At 68.9% G+C, this 22,611-nt stretch carries 18 protein-coding genes; 13 read left to right on the top strand and 5 right to left on the bottom strand.

The features are described from left to right. Window positions 1-7: 7 nt before the first annotated feature. The 3 genes from ACIREI_RS04855 (at window position 8) to ACIREI_RS04845 (ending at window position 6,441) form a co-directional block, all read left to right on the top strand. Window positions 8-691, top strand: coding sequence for a response regulator (locus ACIREI_RS04855; protein ID WP_403327393.1), 684 nt, complete (start codon window positions 8-10; stop codon window positions 689-691). Between the two features lie 180 nt (window positions 692-871). Further along, window positions 872-4,003 (top strand): efflux RND transporter permease subunit, encoded by a 3,132-nt coding sequence (locus ACIREI_RS04850; RefSeq protein ID WP_403327391.1) that lies wholly within the window; start codon window positions 872-874, stop codon window positions 4,001-4,003. 122 nt (window positions 4,004-4,125) lie between these two features. Further along, window positions 4,126-6,441 carry a PQQ-binding-like beta-propeller repeat protein gene (locus ACIREI_RS04845; protein WP_403327389.1) on the top strand — a complete coding sequence of 772 codons (2,316 nt, stop codon included), beginning with the start codon at window positions 4,126-4,128 and terminating at the stop codon, window positions 6,439-6,441. Between the two features lie 21 nt (window positions 6,442-6,462). On the opposite strand, the gene nadA is transcribed toward ACIREI_RS04845, so the two are convergent. After that, window positions 6,463-7,647 (bottom strand): quinolinate synthase NadA, encoded by a 1,185-nt coding sequence (gene nadA / locus ACIREI_RS04840; RefSeq protein ID WP_403327387.1) that lies wholly within the window; start codon window positions 7,645-7,647, stop codon window positions 6,463-6,465. A 328-nt stretch (window positions 7,648-7,975) separates the two neighbouring features. On the opposite strand from nadA, the gene ACIREI_RS04835 reads away from it, so the two are divergent. Continuing rightward, window positions 7,976-8,332, top strand: coding sequence for a HesB/IscA family protein (locus ACIREI_RS04835; protein WP_403327386.1), 357 nt, complete (start codon window positions 7,976-7,978; stop codon window positions 8,330-8,332). Window positions 8,333-8,401: 69 nt separating this feature from the next. On the opposite strand, the gene ACIREI_RS04830 is transcribed toward ACIREI_RS04835, so the two are convergent. Both ACIREI_RS04830 and ACIREI_RS04825 read right to left on the bottom strand, forming a co-directional pair. Further along, window positions 8,402-10,126 carry a hypothetical protein gene (locus ACIREI_RS04830; protein WP_403327384.1) on the bottom strand — a complete coding sequence of 575 codons (1,725 nt, stop codon included), beginning with the start codon at window positions 10,124-10,126 and terminating at the stop codon, window positions 8,402-8,404. A gap of 151 nt (window positions 10,127-10,277) precedes the next feature. Next, window positions 10,278-10,487 carry a hypothetical protein gene (locus ACIREI_RS04825; RefSeq protein WP_302001302.1) on the bottom strand — a complete coding sequence of 70 codons (210 nt, stop codon included), beginning with the start codon at window positions 10,485-10,487 and terminating at the stop codon, window positions 10,278-10,280. 131 nt (window positions 10,488-10,618) lie between these two features. On the opposite strand from ACIREI_RS04825, the gene ACIREI_RS04820 reads away from it, so the two are divergent. After that, window positions 10,619-11,593 carry a carbohydrate kinase family protein gene (locus ACIREI_RS04820; protein ID WP_403327382.1) on the top strand — a complete coding sequence of 325 codons (975 nt, stop codon included), beginning with the start codon at window positions 10,619-10,621 and terminating at the stop codon, window positions 11,591-11,593. Window positions 11,594-11,613: 20 nt separating this feature from the next. On the opposite strand, the gene ACIREI_RS04815 is transcribed toward ACIREI_RS04820, so the two are convergent. Further along, a complete protein-coding gene (locus ACIREI_RS04815; protein WP_403327381.1) occupies window positions 11,614-12,990 on the bottom strand; it encodes a cysteine desulfurase/sulfurtransferase TusA family protein in 1,377 nt (458 codons plus the stop codon). A 289-nt stretch (window positions 12,991-13,279) separates the two neighbouring features. On the opposite strand from ACIREI_RS04815, the gene coxB reads away from it, so the two are divergent. From coxB to ACIREI_RS04795, 4 genes are all read left to right on the top strand, one after another. Next, window positions 13,280-14,245, top strand: coding sequence for a cytochrome c oxidase subunit II (gene coxB / locus ACIREI_RS04810; protein WP_403327379.1), 966 nt, complete (start codon window positions 13,280-13,282; stop codon window positions 14,243-14,245). Beyond that, on the top strand, window positions 14,242-15,978 hold the full coding sequence (gene ctaD / locus ACIREI_RS04805; RefSeq protein WP_403327377.1) for a cytochrome c oxidase subunit I: 1,737 nt from the start codon (window positions 14,242-14,244) through the stop codon (window positions 15,976-15,978). The genes coxB and ctaD overlap by 4 nt, the downstream gene beginning before the upstream one ends. Next, on the top strand, window positions 15,975-16,373 hold the full coding sequence (locus ACIREI_RS04800; RefSeq protein ID WP_128429252.1) for a cytochrome c oxidase subunit 4: 399 nt from the start codon (window positions 15,975-15,977) through the stop codon (window positions 16,371-16,373). Before ctaD ends, ACIREI_RS04800 begins: the two co-directional genes overlap by 4 nt. 131 nt (window positions 16,374-16,504) lie before the next feature. Further along, entirely contained in the window at window positions 16,505-17,767 is a 1,263-nt protein-coding gene (locus ACIREI_RS04795; protein ID WP_403327374.1) for an Ig-like domain-containing protein, read from the top strand. Window positions 17,768-17,788: 21 nt separating this feature from the next. Here the strand turns inward: ACIREI_RS04795 and ACIREI_RS04790 are convergent, their stop codons facing one another. Beyond that, window positions 17,789-18,190, bottom strand: coding sequence for a hypothetical protein (locus ACIREI_RS04790; protein ID WP_403327372.1), 402 nt, complete (start codon window positions 18,188-18,190; stop codon window positions 17,789-17,791). A 145-nt stretch (window positions 18,191-18,335) separates the two neighbouring features. On the opposite strand from ACIREI_RS04790, the gene ACIREI_RS04785 reads away from it, so the two are divergent. From ACIREI_RS04785 to ACIREI_RS04770, 4 genes are all read left to right on the top strand, one after another. Beyond that, window positions 18,336-18,956, top strand: coding sequence for a heme-copper oxidase subunit III (locus ACIREI_RS04785; protein WP_019756799.1), 621 nt, complete (start codon window positions 18,336-18,338; stop codon window positions 18,954-18,956). 80 nt (window positions 18,957-19,036) lie between these two features. Beyond that, window positions 19,037-19,849: a c-type cytochrome gene (locus tag ACIREI_RS04780; RefSeq protein WP_403327371.1), complete on the top strand. Its 813-nt coding sequence runs from the start codon at window positions 19,037-19,039 to the stop codon at window positions 19,847-19,849. After that, window positions 19,846-20,895, top strand: coding sequence for a Rieske 2Fe-2S domain-containing protein (locus ACIREI_RS04775; RefSeq protein ID WP_403327370.1), 1,050 nt, complete (start codon window positions 19,846-19,848; stop codon window positions 20,893-20,895). Before ACIREI_RS04780 ends, ACIREI_RS04775 begins: the two co-directional genes overlap by 4 nt. Continuing rightward, window positions 20,892-22,529, top strand: a complete 1,638-nt coding sequence (locus ACIREI_RS04770; RefSeq protein WP_403327368.1) for a cytochrome bc complex cytochrome b subunit — start codon at window positions 20,892-20,894, stop codon at window positions 22,527-22,529. The genes ACIREI_RS04775 and ACIREI_RS04770 overlap by 4 nt, the downstream gene beginning before the upstream one ends. Window positions 22,530-22,611: the final 82 nt, after the last annotated feature.

Below are 22,611 nucleotides of genomic sequence, written 5' to 3'. Positions count from 1 at the left end.
ACCCCGCATGACCATCCGCGTCCTGCTCGCCGACGACCAGGCCCTTCTCCGCAGCGCCTTCCGGGTGCTGGTCGACTCCGAGCCCGACATGGAGGTCGTGGGCGAGGCGTCCGACGGGGCGGAGGCGGTGCGGCTGGCCAAGGAGGAGCGGGCGGACGTCGTCCTGATGGACATCCGGATGCCCGGTACCGACGGCCTCGCCGCCACCCGCATGATCAGCGCCGACCCGGCCCTCGCCCATGTCCGCGTCGTCATCCTCACCACCTTCGAGGTCGACGACTACGTCGTGCAGTCGCTGCGCGCCGGCGCCTCCGGTTTCCTCGGCAAGGGCTCCGAACCCGACGAACTGCTCAGCGCCATCCGCGTCGCGGCCGGTGGCGAGGCCCTGCTGTCCCCGGCCGCCACCAAGGGGCTGATCGCCCGCTTCCTCGCCCAGGGCGACGGCGCCGACGGCGATGGTGACCCCGCCCGCGCCGAGCGGCTAGACGCGCTCACCGTCCGGGAGCGCGAGGTCCTGGTCCAGGTCGCCGGCGGGCACTCCAACGACGAGATCGCCGAGCGCCTGGAGGTCAGCCCGCTGACCGTGAAGACGCACGTCAACCGGGCCATGTCCAAGCTCGGCGCCCGCGACCGGGCACAGCTGGTGGTGATCGCGTACGAGTCGGGGCTGGTACGCCCAAGGGTGGAGTGACCTCCGCCCGGGTGTACTGCGCCCGGAGTATGCGCCGGATAAGGAAATGGACCTGGGGCCTAGGAAACCGGGGTCCCCGATGGCTCAGGGTGTAAGGGCGGGCGCTCACATGTGCGCCACAGACGCCCCTACCACGTCCGCTGCCCACTTCTGCGCTCAACAGAAGAGAGACCCTGACCCATGTCCTGGCTGTCGAGATTCAGCCTCGCCCAACGTGCCCTGATCGGCCTGATGTCGATCATCGCGATCGCCTTCGGCGCCATCGCGATACCCCAGCTCAAGCAGCAGCTGCTGCCCTCCATCGAACTGCCCATGGTGTCCGTGCTGGCGCCGTACCAGGGCGCCTCACCGGACGTGGTCGAGAAGCAGGTCGTCGAGCCGATCGAGGACAGCCTCGAAGCCGTCGACGGCATCACCGGCGTCACCTCCACCGCCAGCGAGGGCAACGCCGTGATCATGGCGTCCTTCGACTACGGCCCCGACACTCAGCAGCTCGTCGCCGACGTCCAGCAGGCCGTCAACCGGGCTCGCGTCCAACTGCCGGACGATGTGGACCCGCAGGTCATCGCCGGTTCCACGGACGACATCCCGACCGTCGTCCTCGCCGTCACCTCCGACCAGGACCAGCAGGCCCTGGCCGACCAGCTCGACCGTACGGTCGTGGCGGAGCTGAAGGACATCGACGGCGTCGGCCAGGTCACCGTCGACGGCGTACGTGACCTCCAGGTCACCGTGGAGCCGGACGACGCGAAGCTGGCCAAGGCGGGCCTGACCTCGGCCGCTCTCTCCCAGGCCCTGCAGGCGGGCGGCGCCACCGTCCCGGCCGGCTCCTTCGACGAGGGCGGCGACAACCGCACGGTCCAGGTGGGCGGCGGCTTCACCTCGCTGGAGCAGATCAAGGACCTGAGGGTCACCGGCGAGGGAACCTCCGGGAAGAAGCCGGTCCGCCTCGGTGACGTGGCCACCGTCAAGCAGGAGCAGGCCCCGGCCGACTCCATCACCCGCACCGACGGCAGGCCGTCCCTCGCGCTCGCGGTCACCATGGACCGCGACGGCAGCGCGGTCGCCATCTCGGACGCGGTGCGCGACAAGCTGCCGGAGCTGCGCAAGGACCTCGGCTCGGGCGCCACGCTCACCGTGGTCAGCGACCAGGGCCCGGCCGTGAAGAAGTCCATCGACGGCCTGACCACCGAGGGCGCGCTCGGCCTGCTCTTCGCGGTCCTCATCATCCTGGTCTTCCTGGCGTCGATCCGCTCGACGCTGGTGACCGCGGTGTCCATCCCGCTGTCGGTGGTCCTGGCGCTGATCGTGCTGTGGACCAGGGACCTCTCCCTGAACATGCTGACGCTCGGCGCGCTGACCATCGCCATCGGCCGCGTCGTCGACGACTCGATCGTGGTCCTGGAGAACATCAAGCGCCACCTCGGCTACGGCGAGGAGCGCGAGGAGGCCATCCTCAAGGCGGTCCGCGAGGTGGCCGGAGCGGTCACCTCCTCCACCCTCACCACGGTGGCCGTCTTCCTGCCCATCGGCCTGACCGGCGGCATGGTGGGCGAGCTGTTCGGCTCGTTCAGCCTGACGGTGACGGCCGCGCTGCTGGCGTCGCTGCTGGTCTCCCTGACGGTCGTGCCGGTGCTGTCGTACTGGTTCCTGCGCGCCCCGAAGGGCACGCCCGAGGACGCCGACGAGGCCCGCCGCAAGGCCGAGGAGAAGGAGGCCAAGAGCAGGCTCCAGCGCTTCTACGTCCCCGTCCTGCGGTTCGCGACCCGCCGCCGCCTCACCAGCGTGCTGCTCGCGATCGTCGTCCTCATCGGCACGTTCGGCATGGCGCCGCTGCTGAAGACGAACTTCTTCGACCAGGGCGAGCAGGAAGTCCTCACCGTCAAGCAGGAGTTGAAGCCGGGCACCAGCCTGGCGGCGACCGACGAGCAGGCGAAGAAGGTCGAGAAGCTGCTCGCCGACACCCAGGGCGTCAAGGACTACCAGGTCACGGTCGGCTCGTCCGGCTTCATGGCCGCCTTCGGCGGCGGCACCGACACCAACCAGGCGTCGTACCAGGTGATGCTGGCGGACTCGGCGTCGTACGACGAGGTGCAGGACCGCATCGAGGCGGGCCTGAAGAAGCTCGACGGCATCGGTACGACCACCATCGCGGCCGGTGACGGCTTCGGCGCCCAGGACCTGAGCGTCGTCGTGAAGGCGGCCGACGCGGGCGTCCTGCGCACGGCGGCCGAGCAGGTCCGGGAGGCGGTGGCCGGCCTGGACGACGTCACGGACGTGACCAGCGACCTGTCGCAGAGCGTGCCGCGCATCTCGGTCAAGGCCAACGACAAGGCGGCCGCGGCGGGCTTCAACGACCAGACGCTCGGCATGGCGGTGGCCCAGGCGGTCCGCGGCAACACGGCGGCCCAGGCCACCCTCGACGACACCGAGCGGGACATCGTCATCAGGTCGGCGAAGCCCGCGAAGACGCTGAAGCAGCTTCAGGACCTGTCTCTGGGCCCGGTGAAGCTGGGTGACATCGCGGACGTGAAGCTGGTGGACGGCCCGGTCTCGATGACCCGGATCGACGGTCAGCGTGCCGCCACGATCAGCGCCAAGCCGACCGGCGACAACACCGGCGCGGTGAGCGCGGACCTTCAGGCCGAGATCAACGGGCTGACGCTCCCGGCGGGCGCGACGGCCGAGATCGGCGGTGTCTCACAGGACCAGGACGAGGCGTTCGCCAACCTGGGCCTGGCGATGCTCGCGGCGATCGCGATCGTCTTCATGCTGCTGGTGGCGACCTTCCGCTCGCTGGCCCAGCCGCTGATCCTGCTCGTGTCCATCCCGTTCGCGGCGACCGGCGCGATCGGCCTGCTGGTGGCGACCGGCACCCCGATGGGCGTCCCCGCGATGATCGGCATGCTGATGCTGATCGGCATCGTGGTGACGAACGCGATCGTCCTGATCGACCTCATCAACCAGTACAGGAAGCAGGGTTACGGCGTCGTGGAGGCCGTGATCGAGGGCGGTCGGCACCGGCTGCGCCCGATCCTCATGACGGCCCTGGCGACGATCTTCGCCCTGCTCCCGATGGCCGCGGGCGTCACCGGCGAGGGCGGCTTCATCGCCCAGCCGCTGGCGGTGGTCGTCATCGGCGGCCTGATCACCTCGACCATGCTGACGCTGCTCCTCGTCCCGACGCTCTACACGATGCTGGAGCTCCGCAAGGAGCGCCGGGCGAAGAAGCGGGCGGCGAAGAAGGCCAAGAAGGCCGGGACGCCCGCTCAGCCGAAGGAATCGGGGGAGCCCGAACCCGCGGGCGTGTGACGTCCCTTGTCGTACGGCGGCCGGGCCCCTGATCCACGGAGATCGGGGACCCGGCCGCTGCCGTACCCGGGGTTACGTATTCTGTGGCCTCGAACTGATCTGCGGCGGAAGGGGATTCGCGCGTGCCGCTGCACAGGGACGACCCGAAGTCGGTCGGCGGCTACAAGCTGGTCGACCGGCTCGGGGCCGGAGGCATGGGAATCGTCTACCGGGGCAGGGCGCGCTCGGGCCGCGAGGTCGCCGTCAAGGTGGTGCACGCCCAGTACGCCGAGGACCCCGTCTTCCGCACCCGCTTCCGGCAGGAGATCGAGGCCGTCCGCAAGGTGAGCGGCGCCTTCACCGCACCGGTGGTGGACGCCGACCCGGAGGCGGTACGGCCCTGGATGGCGACCCAGTACGTGCCCGGCCGCTCGCTCGCCGACCGCCTGCGCGAGCGGGGCCCGCTGCGCGGTACCGAACTGCGGCAGCTCGCCCTGGGGTTGGTGGAGGCGCTGCGGGACATCCACCGCGCCGGGGTCGTGCACCGGGACCTGAAGCCGGCCAACGTCCTGATGGCCGAGGACGGCCCCCGCGTCATCGACTTCGGCATATCCCGGGCGGCGCAGAACCACCAGACCCTGACCGAGACCGGCCAGATGATCGGCACCCCGCCCTTCATGTCCCCGGAACAGTTCACCGACGCCCGCACGGTCGGCCCCGCCTCCGATGTCTTCTCGCTCGGGGCGCTGCTGGTGTACGCGGTCACCGGGCGCGGCCCCTTCGACGCGGACAGCCCCTACCTGACGGCCTACCGGGTGGTCCACGACGAACCCGTCCTGGACGGGCTGGCGCCGCAGCTGCGCGCCGTACTGGAGCGCTGCCTGGCCAAGGACGTGCCGGACCGGCCCGGACTCGACGATCTGGCACGGGAGTTCGCGGCCGTCCTGCCCGAGCCGGCGGACGGCGACCCGCAGACCATGTCCCTGCGCCTGGACACGCTGAGCGCGCTGCGCGAGCCGGACGCACGGGGCGCGGGCGGGGAGACCGGCCCCGGCAACGGCACCGACACGACGGCCGGCCCCGGCTCCAAGAGCCTGTTCGGCCGGGCACACGGCACCCGCTTCGGCCGCCGCAGGCGCATGCGTCCGCTGTGGGCCGCGACCGGCACGGTCGGCGCCCTCGCCCTGGGGCTGACCGGGTATGCGCTGGTCGGCCCGGACTGGGAGGACAGCGGCGGCGGGGCCCTACTCGAATCGTCCGCGTCCTCTGCGCCGTCCTCGTCCTCCTCCCGCTGGCCGGCGCCGCCCGACGGCTGGCGGGCCTGGCAGACGACGGTGAACGAGACGGCACCGCTCGGCACGCCCAAGGCGATCGCGGACACCACTTTCGAGGGCGACTCCGCCTGTGTGCTGCACGACCTCGCCGCCTACTGCGCGGGCCAGGGCGTTCTCCCGGTCCGCCTGGACGGCCTGACCGGCAAGACGGTCTGGCGCGCCGACCTCGCACCCGCCGGCGTTGACGGCGCGGAGTACTGGGCCCAGCTCCTCGGCGTCCGCGAGGGCGCGCTGCTCGTCCGGCAGAGCATCTCCAGAATGGACAGCACGACCGAAACGACCCACGTGGTCGCCCTCGACACCAAGACCGGCGCCAAGCTGTGGTCCCGCGAGGTGAACGACGACAACGTCGACCTGACCCTCTCCGGCGACCTGGTCCTGACCGCCGAGGCCGACGGCCGGACGATGACGGCCCGGTCGCCTCGCACCGGCGCCGCGCGCTGGACCATGAAGGTGCCCGACGGCTACTTCTGCGAGTTCTCGACGGTCGACACGGACCTGTACGCCCACTGCACCCTGGACGATCCCGAGAAGGCCCTGCTCCTGGCGGTGGACCGGACCGACGGCTCGGTACGGCGCATCGAGGTGCCGTACGCGAGCCGCCTCCTCGGGGGCGTCGACGGCCGGCCCGCCGTGCTGGTGTGGGCCGACGACAGCGAGCCGGCCTCGGGGGGCTCGGCGCACGGCCGGCTCCTGCTGATCGACCCGGAGACGAACACCCGCAGCACGACCAAGCTGGCCAAGGCCTACGACGGAGAGCCGACGCTGGCGGGCGGCACCCTGTGGATCGTGTCGGCCAACGGCCGGGTGACCGCCGTGTCGGCCCGCACGGGCAAGGAGCTGTGGCAGACCCCCACCAGCCTGGAATCGGCGGGCAAGGCGGCGTACGACACCCGCACGCGCACCCTGTACATGTCCAGCAGCAGCGGCCGGGTGGCGGCCCTCGACGGGCGCAAGGGCACGCTGCTGTGGGAGACGCTGCCGCGGGTCACCCACGTGTACTCCGGCGGCACCGTCGGGCCCGAGGTGCTGCTCAACGAGGGCTCGCTCGTCGTCACCGCGCCCGACGGCACCGTCTTCGGTCTGGACCCCGCGCACCCCGAGCGGGAGCCGGCTTCGGGGTGAGCACAAGGTCCACGGCAGTGGTTACGGCAGCGCCAGCATCCGCTCCAGCGCCAGCTTCGCGAACGCCTCGGTCTCCTTGTCGACCTCGATCCGGTTGACCAGGTTGCCCTCGGCGAGGGACTCCAGGGTCCACACCAGGTGGGGCAGGTCGATGCGGTTCATCGTCGAGCAGAAGCAGACCGTCTTGTCGAGGAAGACGATCTCCTTGCCCTCCGGCGCGAAACGGTTCGCCAGGCGGCGTACGAGATTCAGCTCGGTCCCGATGGCCCACTTGGAGCCGGCCGGGGCGGCCTCCAGGGCCTTGATGATGTACTCGGTCGAACCGACGTAGTCCGCCGCGGCGACGACCTCGTGCTTGCACTCGGGGTGGACGAGGACGTTCACGCCCGGGATGCGCTCGCGCACGTCGTTCACCGAGTCCAGGCTGAAGCGGCCGTGCACCGAGCAGTGACCGCGCCACAGGATCATCTTCGCGGCGCGCAGCTGGTCGGCGGTCAGCCCGCCGTTCGGCTTGTGCGGGTTGTAGACGACGCAGTCCTCCAGGGACATGCCCATGTCCCGCACCGCGGTGTTGCGCCCGAGGTGCTGGTCGGGCAGGAAGAGCACCTTCTCGCCCTGCTCGAAGGCCCAGTCCAGGGCCCGTTTCGCGTTGGACGAGGTGCAGATCGTGCCGCCGTGCTTGCCCGTGAACGCCTTGATGTCGGCGGACGAGTTCATGTATGACACCGGGACCACCTGCTCGGCTATTCCGGCCTCGGTCAGCACGTCCCAGCACTCGGCGACCTGCTCGGCCGTCGCCATGTCGGCCATCGAGCAGCCGGCCGCGAGGTCGGGCAGGACCACCTTCTGGTCGTCGGAGGTCAGGATGTCCGCCGACTCCGCCATGAAGTGGACGCCGCAGAACACGATGTACTCGGCTTCCGGGCGCGCGGCCGCGTCCCGGGCCAGCTTGAAGGAGTCGCCGGTCACGTCCGCGAACTGGATGACCTCGTCGCGCTGGTAGTGGTGGCCGAGCACGAAGACCTTGTTCCCGAGCTTCTCCTTGGCCGCGCGGGCGCGCTCGACCAGGTCCGGGTCGGACGGCGAGGGCAGGTCGCCGGGACACTCGACGCCGCGCTCGCTCCTGGGGTCGGCCTCACGGCCGAGGAGCAGCAGGGCGAGGGGCGTCGGCTGGACGTCGAGCTCCGTGGTCTGGGCGGTGGTCACGACACGCACCCTTTCTGTTCTGCGGCTCGCCGGGACCGGAAGATCCGGACCCGGCGGGTCATGCGGGACACCTTCATCGACTTCTCGTCGAATTGACGCTATCTATCATAACCGGTTCACGTCAGTTTGACGATGGCCATCATGTCGATGTGACGTGAATCCCGATGACGGGTCCGCGTATTCCCCATTGAGGCGTTTTCCGCTTCGCGCGCCGTGTGCGAGCATGAAGAAGGACCGATAAGACAAGCGCCCGGCCCGGAATGAATCCGCGGCCCCGCCGGTTGCAACCGTCGGCAAGCAGTCTCCGTACAACCCGGGAGAGATGTAGATGTCCGTATCGGACGAGACCAGCACCGTCACCGACGGCATCGTCCTGACCGACGCCGCCGCGTCCAAGGTCAAGGCCCTGCTCGACCAGGAAGGCCGTGAAGACCTCGCCCTGCGCGTCGCCGTCCAGCCCGGCGGCTGCTCCGGCCTGCGCTACCAGCTCTTCTTCGACGAGCGTTCCCTCGACGGCGACGTGGAGAAGGACTTCGGCGGTGTGAAGGTCGTCACCGACCGCATGAGCGCCCCGTACCTGGGCGGCGCCACCATCGACTTCGTGGACACGATCGAGAAGCAGGGCTTCACGATCGACAACCCGAACGCGACGGGCTCCTGCGCCTGCGGCGACTCCTTCAGCTGAGCCCAGCCGAAACGCAGAAAGGCGGCGACCCCCTCCGACGGGGCCGCCGCCTTCCCGTATCCGCGGCCCTTACCGGGCCCCGGACGTCTGCGGTGCGTCCGGGATCCGTGCCCCGGGCTTCTCCAGGGGGATCGCCTGGCCGTCCGTGCCGACCACCTTGCGGTCACCGAGCGGCTCGTCCAGCTGCACCGTCTTGTGGAACACCTTGGCGATCAGGATGCAGACCTTGTCCGGCTGCGAGGTCTCGGTCACCCGGACCGTCACCTCGTCGCCGCTCTCGCTCGCCGTCACCTTGTAGTCGGCGCACACCCCGCCCGTGAAGGCGACGGTCAGCTCCGAGCCCTCGGCCGTGTAGCCGTCCACCGTCACGTTCCGCGTGACCGGCGCCGAGGTCGGCTCGTCCTTCGGCTCGGTCGGCCGCGGGGTCGGCTGCCCGCTCGGCTCCCCGGACGGCGTGGCGGAGACCAGGTACTTCGGGTCGACCGCCGGATACGTCACCGTGAAACCGTCCCGCGCGCCCGGTGCCCGCACCTCGAACAGCCAGGACGGCACCAGCGTCTGCCGCGTGTCCACGGAGTGCGAGGCCAGCCCGAACACCGCCTTCTCGACCATGACGGTGTCCTTCGCCGGCGCCCCGGTCGAGGCCTCCGACCCGCAAGGCGCCTCAAGGCGGTCCTTCAGCGGTACGGGGCTGGCGCAGCCGCCGATGCCCATGCGGTGGTCGGTCCCCGGCGCCGCGTTCATCAGCCCGAGCGTCTTCTCGGCATCCAGCACGGGGTACGTGTCACCCTTCACCGGCGCCTTCAACTGGCCGCTCCCGCCGACCACTTCACCCTGGGCGCTCACCGTGATCCCGGTCGTCCAGCCGTACGTGGGCAGCCCGCCGATCAGGGGGCTGGCGTTCACGACCCGCTGGGCGCCCATGAGCTGGCTCGCGTCGAGCTTCGCGTCGTCCTGACCCACCGCCTTGAGGACCGGCGCGGCGGCCTTCTTCGCGGCGGCCTCGCTCACCGGGTCGGCGGCCGGATCCGCGGCGCCCTTGTCGCAGACGGTGGTGCTCTCGCAGTTGTCGGTGCCGGGGGCGTACCGGTAGAACGTCCAGGTCCCCGGCGCCTGCTTGTTCACCTGCAGACTGGGCCCCGCCCCGTCCTGCGCCCCGACCTTCCAGGTCTGCCCCTGCACCACCGGCTTCCCGTCCACCCCGAGCGCCTGGGCCAGCCGGGCCACCTCGTCCGCACCGACCTCACCCTGAGCCCGGTACACCGGCGCCGACCTGGGCCCGTCCGCCAGCTCCCCGTCGGCCTTGTAGGTGACGCCGTACGGGTTGGGCTCCCCGGGGGCTATGCCGCCGATATCGCCGGTGCCGCCCTCGGTGTAGCCGTCGAGGTGGAGCGGCGGGGGAGTGCCGTCGCCGGACGCCCCCGACGCCGTACCCCCGTCCGACCCGCCCGACGCGCTCGCGGCGAGGTAGGCCCCACCGCCCCCGACGAGCAGTACGGCGGCAGCGACGGAGGCGATGATCGCGGGGGAGCGGCGTCGACCGGAATCGCCGGCTCCGGCCTCTTCACGAGTGGCCTCTTCGTGAGCGGGCCCTTGAGGAGCGGCCTCTTCACGAGCGGGCTCGTCCGCGGTCCCCGTGGCCTCGGCGTCGGGACCGGTGGCGCCGTCCTCCACGGCACCGGAAGCCTCGGCACCGGAAGCCTCGGCACCGGCGGCGGTCTCCTCCCGGGCGCCCTGCTCCTCGGCGGAGCCGTCGGCGCCCGGGTCGTCGTTCTCGGGTCGCTCGGTGTTCACCGCATCGCTCCTTCGGCTGCGCACATGTCCCATGACCCTGACCGGACCCTGCCAAAAAGGTCGGTCCACGGGGTCGTATCCCGCATCCCCTTTACGGGGGACAGCGATGGGACGCAGCGGGGGAGCGCGCGGTTCCCTGAAAGGCGCCGATTCAGTCGCCGTAGTCCGACATGGCGTCCAGCAGCCGTGCCGACTTGGGCGGCACGGTCACTCCATGGATGAGTGAGGGGGAGACCGGACGGGAAAGGACACGGTCGGGAGCGGTCCAGTGGGGAGCCATCCGCGCGCAGTCACCGCGCAGCGACGCCAGGTCGCCCTCCAGGTCGATCGGAGCCGGGGCGTGGACCTCGATTTTCGTCATAACGGAACCGTAGGCACGCCGAGACCCGCGAAGAAAGATCTACTATCGGGTAGTTTCGTCTGCTTCAGAGTCCTGGTCACGAACGGTAGCGTGGACTGTCAACCTCACCTCCCCGCAGGAGACTCCACGCCGTGCGCATCGCAGTCACCGGCTCCATCGCCACCGACCACCTCATGACCTTCCCCGGTCGCTTCGCCGACCAGTTCGTCGCGGACCAGCTGCACACGGTCTCGCTCTCCTTCCTGGTCGACAACCTGGACGTACGCCGGGGCGGCGTAGGCGCGAACATCGCCTTCGGCATGGGCCAGCTGGGCACGAAGCCGATCCTGGTCGGCGCCGCCGGCTCCGACTTCGACGAGTACCGGGCCTGGCTGGACCGGCACGGCGTCGACACCGGCTCGGTCCGCATCTCCGAGACCCTGCACACCGCCCGCTTCGTCTGCACCACCGACGCCGACCACAACCAGATCGGCTCCTTCTACACCGGTGCGATGAGCGAGGCCCGCCTGATCGAGCTGAAGACCGTCGCGGACCGCGTCGGCGGCCTCGACCTGGTCCTCATCGGCGCCGACGACCCCGAGGCGATGCTGCGCCACACCGAGGAGTGCCGCTCCCGCCAGATCCCCTTCGCCGCGGACTTCTCCCAGCAGATCGCCCGTATGAACGGCGACGAGATCCGGATACTGCTGGACGGAGCGACGTACCTCTTCTCGAACGAGTACGAGAAGGGGCTCATCGAGTCCAAGACCGGCTGGACGGATGAGGAGATCCTGTCCAAGGTCGGCCACCGGGTCACGACCCTCGGCTCGCGCGGCGTACGCATCGAGCGCGAGGGCGAGGACCCGATCGAGGTCGGCTGCCCCGACGAGGAGCGCAAGGCCGACCCCACGGGCGTCGGCGACGCCTTCCGCGCGGGCTTCCTCTCCGGCCTCGCCTGGGGCGTCTCGCTGGAGCGGGCCGCGCAGGTCGGCTGCATGCTGGCGACGCTCGTCATCGAGACCGTGGGCACGCAGGAGTACCAGCTGCGCCGGGCCCACTTCATGGACCGCTTCACCAAGGCGTACGGGCATGACGCCGCCGCCGACGTCCAGGCGCACCTGGGCTGACTCCCCGCCCTTCGGGGCGTTCAGCTCACCCGGCGGACCAAGTACGCCGTCCCTTGGTCCGCCGGTTCCTCACCGACGTACTCCTGTCCCCGCATCGCGCACCACGCCGGGATGTCCAGCCGCGCCGCCTCGTCGTCCGCGAGCACCCGGACCGTGCCGCCCACGGGCACCTCGCCGATGACCTTGGCCAGCTCGATGACCGGAAGCGGACAGAGCTTGCCGATCGCGTCCACGACCAGGACGTCCTCCCGTACGACAGTGCTGGGCACCGGCGCCCCGAGCTTCTCCCGTACGGACGCCACGGCCCCCGGCAGCACCTCCAGGAACCGCTCGACGTCCTCCGCCGCCGTCCCGAACGGCAACGACACCCGCACGTTCCCCTCGCTCAGCACCCCCATCGCCCTCAGCACATGGCTGGGCGTCAACGTGCTGCTCGTACAGGACGACCCGGAGGAGACCGAGAAGCCGGCACGATCCAGCTCGTGCAGCAATGTCTCCCCGTCGACATAGAGACAGGAGAAGGTGACGACACCGGGCAGTCGCCGCACGGGATCGCCGACCACCTCCACATCCGGCACCAGCCGCGGCACCCGCGCCCGGATCCGCTCCGTCAGCTCCCGCAGCCGTACCGCCTCTTGGGCCGCCTCGGCCTGTACGGCCCGCAGCGAGGCCGCCGCGGCGACGATCGCCGGGATGTTCTCGAACCCGGCCGCCCGCCCCGACTCCCGCTCGTCCGCGGGCCCTTGCACCGCGAACCGCACACCTTTGCGCACGACGAGCAGTCCGACCCCCGAGGGCCCGCCCCACTTGTGAGCACTGGCCGTCAGCAGCGACCAGTCGCCTTCGACCCGCCCCCACCCCAACGACTGCGCCGCATCCACCAGCAACGGCACCCCGGCCTCCCGGCACACCCCGGCCACCTCAGCCACCGGCTGCTCGGTCCCCACCTCGTGGTTGGCGGACTGGAGACAGGCGAGCGCGGTGTCAGGCCGCAGGGCTTCCGCATACGCCCCCACGCTCACCGCCCCGGCCCGGTCCACCGCGACCTGTGTGACGGTCCCGCCATCGCCTTCGTGCGCATCAGCCGCATGGAGCACAGAGGAGTGTTCGACGGCAGACACGATCAGGTGGCGTCCGACCCGCCGCCGCCCGGCCAATACGCCCGCGACACCCGAGTGGACGGCTCTCGTCCCCGATGAGGTGAACACCAACTCATCGGCTCTGCACCCCACGGCCTCGGCAGCCGCCTCCCGAGCCGCGTCCAGCAACAACCGCGCCCGCCGCCCCTCCCGATAGAGACGGGCGGGATCAGCCCACCCCTCATCGAGGGAGGCCTGGAGACCCTGCCGGGCAACGGGATGAAGAGGAGCACTGGAAGCAGCGTCAAAGTAGCCCACATGGCAACGCTAAACGTCCGGTGACTGCAACGTCCTCCTAGGGGCGCGGGGCAGCGACATCAGCGGCTCCGCCGCGGGGCGCGATCAGCCACAAACAACCCGCAGCCGCCAATCAAGCGAACCCCCCACTCCAGTAGGCCCCCCTCCCCGCGAACCCCCGGAGGGCGTCGGCTAGGGTTTGGTCCGCATAAACATCCAAACCCCTGCCCGACGCAGGGCGGCGACCGACCAGCGAGAAGGCCAGGCCGCAGCCATAACCGCGCGGGCGAGACTCTCGGGAAGGCGCTACGTGAGTCCCAACGGCTCCGACCGCTCGCCGCGGCGCCCGATGCGGCGGAAGCTGCTGCAGGCAATGACTGCGGGCCTGGTCCTGGCGACAGCCACCGGTTGCTCGTACAACTGGGAAGACTTCCCTCGCCTTGGTATGCCCACCCCGACCACGGAAGAGGCTCCGCGGATCCTCTCCCTGTGGCAGGGTTCCTGGGCGGCGGCGCTCGCCGTCGGCGTGCTGGTGTGGGGCCTCATCCTGTGGAGCGCCATCTTCCACCGGCGCAGCCGCACCAAGGTCGAGGTTCCTCCGCAGACCCGGTACAACATGCCGATCGAGGCGCTGTACACGGTGGTCCCGCTCATCATCGTCTCGGTCCTGTTCTACTTCACGGCCCGCGACGAGTCGAAGCTCCTCAGCCTCAAGGACAAGCCCGACGTCACCGTCAACGTCGTCGGCTTCCAGTGGAGCTGGTGCTTCAACATGATCGAGAACGTCGACGGTTCCACCGGCGACGCCAAGACGGCCAAGGAACTGGCCGCGATCCCGGACCGGTTCAAGGAAGACTTCCCGGCGAACGCCGGCGGTGTCTACGACTGCGGCACCCCCGGCACCCGGAACCCGCAGACGGGCAACCCGGGCCCGACCCTGTGGCTGCCCAAGGGCAAGACGGTCCGCTTCGTCCTCACCTCGCGTGACGTCATCCACTCCTTCTGGGTGGTGCCGTTCCTGATGAAGCAGGACGTCATCCCGGGCCACACCAACGCCTTCGAGGTGACCCCCAACCGTGAGGGCACCTTCCTGGGCAAGTGCGCCGAACTCTGCGGCGTCGACCACTCCCGGATGCTGTTCAACGTGAAGGTCGTCTCCCCCGAGCGCTACGAGCAGCACCTCAAGGACCTCGCCAAGAAGGGGCAGACCGGTTACGTTCCCGCCGGCATCGCGCAGACGAGCCACGAGAAGAACCGGGAGACGACAAACCTGTGAGCATCCTCAACGAACCCCAGGGTGCCGCGGCAGCTGAGGACTCGTACGAGAACGAGCTGCCGGTCAGGCGCAAGCAGCCCGGCAACGTCGTGGTCAAGTGGCTCACCACCACCGACCACAAGACGATCGGAACGCTGTACCTCGTCACGTCGTTCGCGTTCTTCGTGATCGGCGGCGTGATGGCGCTGCTCATGCGCGCCGAGCTCGCCCGGCCTGGTCTGCAGATCATGTCGAACGAGCAGTTCAACCAGGCGTTCACGATGCACGGCACGATCATGCTGCTGATGTTCGCGACGCCGCTGTTCGCCGGCTTCGCGAACTGGATCATGCCGCTGCAGATCGGCGCGCCGGACGTGGCCTTCCCCCGGCTGAACATGTTCGCCTACTGGCTGTACCTGTTCGGCTCGCTCATCGCGGTGGGCGGCTTCCTCACCCCGCAGGGCGCGGCCGACTTCGGCTGGTTCGCCTACGCCCCGCTGTCGGACGCGGTCCGCAGCCCGGGCATCGGCGCCGACATGTGGATCATGGGTCTGGCCTTCTCCGGCTTCGGCACCATCCTCGGCTCGGTCAACTTCATCACCACGATCATCTGTATGCGCGCGCCCGGCATGACCATGTTCCGCATGCCGATCTTCGTGTGGAACGTGCTGCTGACCGCGGTGCTGGTCCTGCTGGCCTTCCCGGTCCTGGCGGCCGCGCTGTTCGCGCTGGAGGCGGACCGCAAGTTCGGCGCCCACGTCTTCGACGCTGCCAACGGCGGGGCGCTGCTGTGGCAACACCTCTTCTGGTTCTTCGGCCATCCAGAGGTGTACATCATCGCGCTGCCGTTCTTCGGCATCATCTCCGAGGTCATCCCGGTCTTCTCCCGCAAGCCGATGTTCGGCTACATGGGTCTGATCGCGGCGACCATCGCGATCGCGGGTCTGTCCGTGACGGTGTGGGCGCACCACATGTACGTCACCGGCGGTGTGCTGTTGCCGTTCTTCTCCTTCATGACGTTCCTCATCGCCGTCCCCACCGGCGTGAAGTTCTTCAACTGGATCGGAACGATGTGGAAGGGCTCGTTGTCCTTCGAGACACCGATGCTCTGGGCGACCGGCTTCCTGATCACCTTCACCTTCGGTGGTCTGACCGGCGTCATCCTGGCCTCGCCGCCGATGGACTTCCACGTCTCCGACTCGTACTTCGTGGTGGCCCACTTCCACTACGTCGTCTTCGGCACCGTCGTCTTCGCGATGTTCTCCGGCTTCCACTTCTGGTGGCCGAAGATGACCGGCAAGATGCTCGACGAGCGCCTCGGCAAGATGACCTTCTGGACGCTGTTCATCGGCTTCCACGGCACCTTCCTCGTCCAGCACTGGCTGGGCGCCGAGGGCATGCCGCGTCGTTACGCCGACTACCTCGCGGCCGACGGCTTCACCGCCCTGAACACGATCTCGACGATCAGCTCGTTCGTGCTCGGCGCGTCGCTGCTGCCCTTCTTCTACAACGTGTGGAAGACGGCCAAGTACGGCAAGCCGGTCGGCGTCGACGACCCGTGGGGCTACGGCCGCTCGCTGGAGTGGGCGACGTCCTGCCCGCCGCCGCGGCACAACTTCCTCACTCTGCCGCGGATCCGTTCCGAATCCCCGGCGTTCGACCTGCACCACCCTGAGATCGCCGCCCTCGACCAGCTCGAGAACGCACCTCACGGTGAGAAGGCTCTGGCTGGTGGCAAGGAGGCCGGCAAGTGAAGGTTCAGGGCAAGATGTTCATCTGGCTGAGCGTCTTCATCCTCGCCATGGCAGTCGTCTACGGCGTGTGGTCGAAGGAGCCGGCCGGCACGACGGCCCTCTTCCTGGCCTTCGGTCTGTCCATCATGATCGGCTTCTACCTGGGCTTCACGGCCCGGCGGGTCGACACGGGCGCCCAGGACAACAAGGAGGCCGACGTCGCGGACGACGCCGGCGAGGTCGGGTTCTTCAGCCCGCACAGCTGGCAGCCGCTCTCCCTCGCGATCGGTGGCGCGTTCGCCTTCCTGTCGATCGCGATCGGCTGGTGGCTGATGTACTTCTCGGCGCCGCTGATCCTCATCGGCATCTGGGGCTGGGTCTTCGAGTACTACCGCGGTGAGAACCGCACCCAGTAACACGAGCTGAGCTCATCAGGAGCCCGGACACTCCGTCAGGAGGGTCCGGGCTCCTGCTTTTGCAGCAATCGACGTCACCCGTACGCGCTACCCGGCGCGCCGGGGGTGACATGGCTTCTTAGCGTGAGGCCATGAGCCAAATACCGCGTACGAGCACCGTCATAGGCTGCTCGCTCCTGCTGATCGCGATAGGCGCGAGCGCCGTCGGCTGCAGCAGCGACGGCAACCCGCTGTCCGCCGAGCCCTACGACGCGGCCGATCAGATCGCCTTCAACGGCCCCACGGGCGACGGCAAGAAGGCCGACCCCGACAAGCCCCTGGAGATCACCGCGGAGGACTCCGACGGCCGCATCACGGACGTCACCGCCAGGGACGCCGCAGGACGCTACGTCGCGGGCGAACTCTCCGCCGACGGCACCCGCTGGCACAGCACCACCCCGCTGGCCGCCAACGCCCGCTACACGGTGCGCGTGAGCACCGAGGACGAGGACGGCGCCCCCGGCCGCAAGGTCCTCACCTTCGACACCAGCAGGCCGACGACCCAGAAGCACCTGACGGTGGAGTTCGGCCCCAAGGCGGGCACCTACGGCGTGGGCCAGCCCGTCACGGCGAAACTGAGCCAGCCCGTCAAGGACAAGAAGCAGCGGCAGACGGTCGAGCGGGCCCTCAAGGTCGACTCCACGCCCGCCGTGGAGGGCGCCTGGCACTGGGTGGACGACAAGGAACTCCACTACCGCCCCAAGGAGTACTGGCCCACCCACGCCACGATCCGGGCCCGCAGCAACCTCGAAGGCGTCAAGATCAGCGACCGCCTCCGGGGCGGCAAGGTCAAGCCCCTGACCCTCACCATCGGCGACCAGGTCATCGCCGTCACGGACGCCGCGTCCCACCAGCTGACGCTCTACCGCAACGGCGAGGAGGTCAGGTCGATACCGGTCACGACCGGCAAACCCGGCTTCGAGACCCGCAACGGCGTCAAGGTCGTCCTGGGCAAGGAGTACTTCGTACGTATGCGCGGTACCAGCATCGGCATAGCGGAGGGCTCCGCCGACTCGTACGACCTACCGGTCTACTACGCCACCCGCGTGACCTGGAGCGGCGAGTACGTCCACGCCGCCCCCTGGTCGGTCGGCTCCCAGGGCTACGCCAACGTCAGCCACGGCTGCACCGGCATGAGCACCGCCAACGCCGAGTGGTTCTTCGACAACGTCCGCGAGGGCGACATCGTCAAGGTCATCAACTCGTACGGCAACACGATGGAACCGTTCGGCAACGGCTTCGGCGACTGGAACCTGCCCTGGAAGAAGTGGCGGGGCGGCAGCGCGCTGGTGGGCGGGACCCCGGACGGCCCAAGCCCGTCGGAACGGGCAAGGCTGCGTCCCCAGAGCGTATGAGAGGGCCCCTCCCACCAACTCCTAGGCGCTCTGAAGCCTCTTCGTCCGCAACAGGGAAGCCAGGGCCCCCGCGAACTCCACCGGCTCCACGGGCAACGTCACCGCCGCCTCGGCCCGGCTCCAGGTGGCCAGCCACGCATCCTGAGGCCGCCCGATCAGCAGCAGCACCGGCGGGGCGTTGAACACCTCGTCCTTGATCTGCCGGCAGACCCCCATGCCGCCCATGGGCACGGCCTCACCGTCCAGCACACAGACGTCGATGCCCCCCTTGTCCAGCTCGCGCAGCACCGCGGCAGGCGTCGCACACTCCACGAACTGCACCACCGGCACGTCCGGAGCGGGCCGGCGCCCGGTGGCCAACCTCACCTGCTCGCGGGTGTTGGAGTCGTCGCTGTAGACCAGCACCGTGGCGGTCGGCTGCATTGTTCCTCCGTGACGTCTGCGTCGTAAGGACAGGCCCGTTGCGCCGGATGCTACTCCCTTGAACACCACGTCAACACCGGTATGAACGGGGAAGACACTCCGAACGGCACCCCCCGGAGTGAGGGCGGGATAAGCGACCGACATAATGTCGGTCGTGGCGACAGCAACGACAGTAGACAAGGGTCACGCGCACCCGTCGGTCAATCGACCGAACCTCACCAGCGTCGGAACCATCATCTGGTTGAGTTCCGAGCTGATGTTCTTCGCGGCCCTCTTCGCGATGTACTTCACCCTGCGATCGGTGACCGGTCCGGACTTCTGGCACGAGAAGGCGGACGCCCTGAACTTCCCGTTCTCGGCGACGAACACCACGATCCTGGTGCTCTCCTCCCTCACCTGCCAGCTCGGCGTCTTCGCCGCCGAGCGCGGTGACGTCAAGAAGCTCCGGGGCTGGTTCATCGTCACCTTCATCATGGGTGCGATCTTCATCGGCGGTCAGGTGTACGAGTACACCGAGCTGGTCAAGCACGAGGGCCTCTCGCTCTCGTCCGACCCGTACGGCTCGGTCTTCTACCTGACCACCGGCTTCCACGGCCTGCACGTGACGGGCGGTCTGATCGCCTTCCTGCTGGTCCTCGGTCGCACCTACGCGGCGAAGAGGTTCACGCACGAGCAGGCGACCGCCGCGATCGTCGTGTCCTACTACTGGCACTTCGTCGATGTCGTCTGGATCGGCCTCTTCGCCACGATCTACATGATCAAGTAGCCGGGCCCGATCCCGCGCGCGTTCCACAAACGCACATACCGCAAGCATCGACGCAGAAGATCCTGACACCGGGGTAATCCGTGAAAAAGCTCTCCGCACGACGACGCCATCCGCTGGCGGCGGTCGTCGTCCTACTCCTCGCGCTGGCGTGCACGGGGGGGCTGTACGCCGTGTTCGCACCCGCGGACAAGGCGCAGGCCGAGGAATCCGCCCAGTCCCTCACCATCGAGGAGGGCAAGAAGCTCTACACCGTCGGCTGCGCCAGCTGCCACGGAACCGGCGGTCAGGGCACCTCTGACGGTCCGAGCCTGGTGGGCGTCGGCGCCGCAGCCGTCGACTTCCAGGTCGCGACGGGGCGTATGCCGGCCGCCACCTCCCAGGGCGCCCAGGTCCCGAAGAAGAAGAACATCTACTCGCAGGCCGAGATCGACCAGCTCGCGGCGTTCATCGCCTCGCTGGGCGCCGGCCCGTCCGTCCCGACCGAGGAGCAGTACGGCTCCGAGGGTGCGGACATCGCCAAGGGCGGCGAGCTCTTCCGCAACAACTGCGCCCAGTGCCACAACTTCACGGGCAAGGGCGGCGCGCTGACGAAGGGCAAGTTCGCACCGACGCTCGAGGATGTCGACCCGAAGCACATCTACGAGGCCATGCAGACCGGCCCGCAGAACATGCCGTCGTTCCCCGACACCACGCTGTCGGAGCAGAACAAGAAGGACATCATCGCGTACCTGCACGCGGTCAACAGCGACGAGACGGTCAACCCGGGTGGTCTGGAGCTGGGCGGCCTCGGCCCGGTCAGTGAGGGCCTCTTCGCCTGGATCTTCGGTCTCGGTGGGTTGATCGCGGTCGCCGTCTGGGTCGCCGCTCGGACCGCAAAGGCCAAGAAGTCATGAGTAGCCAAGAGATTCCAGAAGAGAACCTGCCCGCTGAGCAGGACGCCCGCGTCGCGGTGGCGGACGAGAAGCACCCGTTCGCCGACCCCGGCCTGCCGCCCCACGAGCACCGGATCCAGGACATCGACGAGCGGGCCGCCAAGCGGTCCGAGCGCGCGGTCGCCCTGATGTTCACGGTGTCGATGCTGGCCACCGTCGGCTTCATCGCCTCGTTCGTCACGATCCCGCACGACAAGTCGGTCTTCGTCTTCCCGATCGGGCACCTCAACGCGCTGAACTTCGCGCTGGGTCTGACCCTCGGTACGGCGCTGTTCTGCATCGGTGCGGGCGCGGTCCACTGGGCCCGCACCCTGATGTCCGACGTGGAGGTCGCGGACGATCGGCACCCGATCGAGGCGTCGCCCGAGGTCAAGGCCAAGGTCATGGCCGACTTCAAGCAGGGCGCCAAGGAGTCCGCGCTGGGTCGCCGCAAGCTGATCCGCAACACGATGTTCGGCGCGCTGGCCCTGTTCCCGCTCTCCGGTGTCGTCCTGCTGCGTGACCTCGGTCCGCTGCCCGGGACGAAGCTCCGCCACACGCTGTGGCGCAAGGGCGCGTTGCTCGTCAACATGAACACCAACGAGCCGCTGCGTCCCTCGGACGTCGCGGTCGGCTCCCTCACCTTCGCCAAGCCGGAGGGCCTGGAGGAGCACGACCACGAGTTCCAGACCGAGATCGCCAAGGCCGCCCTGATGATCGTCCGGCTCCAGCCCGCCGACATCAAGGACAAGCGCGAGCTCGAGTGGTCGCACGAGGGCATCGTCGCGTACTCGAAGATCTGCACCCACGTCGGTTGCCCGATCTCCCTGTACGAGCAGCAGACGCACCACGTGCTCTGCCCCTGCCACCAGTCCACCTTCGACCTCTCCGACGGTGCCCGAGTGATCTTCGGCCCGGCCGGCCACGCCCTGCCGCAGCTGCGTATCGGCGTGAACGACGAGGGCTACCTCGAGGCGCTCGGCGACTTCGATGAGCCCGTCGGTCCTGCATTCTGGGAGCGCGGATGAGCACCACAGAGACCACAGAGTCCCGCTCTCGCGGGAAGGCACCGGCCGGCGAGCGCGTCGCCGACTGGGCGGACGGCCGGCTCGGGATCTACTCCCTGGCCAAGGCCAACATGCGCAAGATCTTCCCCGACCACTGGTCGTTCATGTTGGGCGAGGTCTGCCTCTACAGCTTCATCATCATCATCCTCACGGGTGTGTACCTGACCCTGTTCTTCCACCCGTCGATGAACGAGGTGGAGTACCACGGCAGTTACGTCCCGATGCAGGGCCAGCTGATGAGCGAGGCCTTCAAGTCGACGCTGGACATCAGCTTCGACGTGCGCGGTGGTCTGCTGATCCGGCAGATCCACCACTGGGCGGCGCTGATCTTCCTCGCCGGCATGTTCGTGCACATGATGCGCGTGTTCTTCACGGGCGCGTTCCGCAAGCCGCGTGAGATCAACTGGCTGTTCGGCTTCCTGCTGTTCGTCCTGGGCATGTTCACCGGTTTCACCGGCTACTCGCTCCCGGACGACCTGCTCTCCGGCACCGGTGTCCGCTTCACCCAGGGCGCGATCCTGTCCATGCCGATCGTCGGCACGTACATCTCGATGTTCCTGTTCGGCGGAGAGTTCCCCGGCGACGACTTCGTTGCCCGGTTCTACTCGATCCACATCCTGCTGCTGCCGGGCATCATGCTCGGCCTGGTGGTCGCCCACCTGATCCTGGTCTTCTACCACAAGCACACGCAGTTCGCGGGCCCCGGAAAGACCAACAAGAACGTCGTCGGCATGCCGCTGCTGCCGGTCTACATGGCCAAGGCCGGAGGCTTCTTCTTCCTGGTCTTCGGTGTCATCGCGGTGATCGCGGCGATCGCACAGATCAACCCGGTCTGGGCCATCGGCCCCTACCGTCCGGACCAGGTGTCCACGGGCGCCCAGCCCGACTGGTACATGGGCTTCGCCGAGGGCCTGGTCCGCTACATGCCGGGCTGGGAGATCAACCTCTGGGGTCACACGCTGGTGCTCGGTGTGTTCATCCCGCTGGTTCTCTTCGGTCTGGTGCTGGCGGCGATCGCGGTCTACCCGTTCATCGAGTCCTGGGTCACCGGCGACAAGCGCGAGCACCACATCCTGGACCGTCCGCGCAACGCCCCGACGCGCACCGCGTTCGGCGTCGCCTGGATCACCGTGTACATGATCGGCCTGGTCGGCGGTGGCAACGACCTGTGGGCCACCCACTTCCACCTGTCGATCAACGCGGTCACCTGGTTCGTCCGGATCGGCTTCTTCGCCGGACCGGTCATCGCCTTCATCGTCACCAAGCGGATCTGCCTCGGCCTGCAGCGCCGGGACAAGGACAAGGTGCTGCACGGCCGCGAGTCGGGCATCATCAAGCGCCTGCCGCACGGTGAGTTCATCGAGGTGCACGAGCCGCTCAGCCAGGACGCGCTGTACACCCTCACCGCGCACGAGCAGTACAAGCCGCTCGAGATCGGCCCGACGGTCGACGAGAACGGCGTCGAGCGCAAGGTGAAGGGCTCCGAGAAGCTGCGCGCCAAGCTCAGCAAGTCGTACTTCGACGAGGACGGCCAGATCCCGAAGCCGACCGTCGAGGAGTACAAGGAGATCACGAGCGGCCACGGCCACCACTGAGCTCCGCTGGTAGTGCCGCGTTTGGTAGTGCCGCGTTGTGCCGGTTGTCGTCTGCGGCGCCGTCGTGGCTGGTCGCGCAGTT

Origin of the sequence: Streptomyces sp. NPDC093591, assembly GCF_044764885.1 — a bacterium.
Lineage (GTDB): Bacteria > Actinomycetota > Actinomycetes > Streptomycetales > Streptomycetaceae > Streptomyces.
Note: the sequence above shows the minus strand (reverse complement) of the source record. Positions and strands in the feature narration are given on the sequence as shown.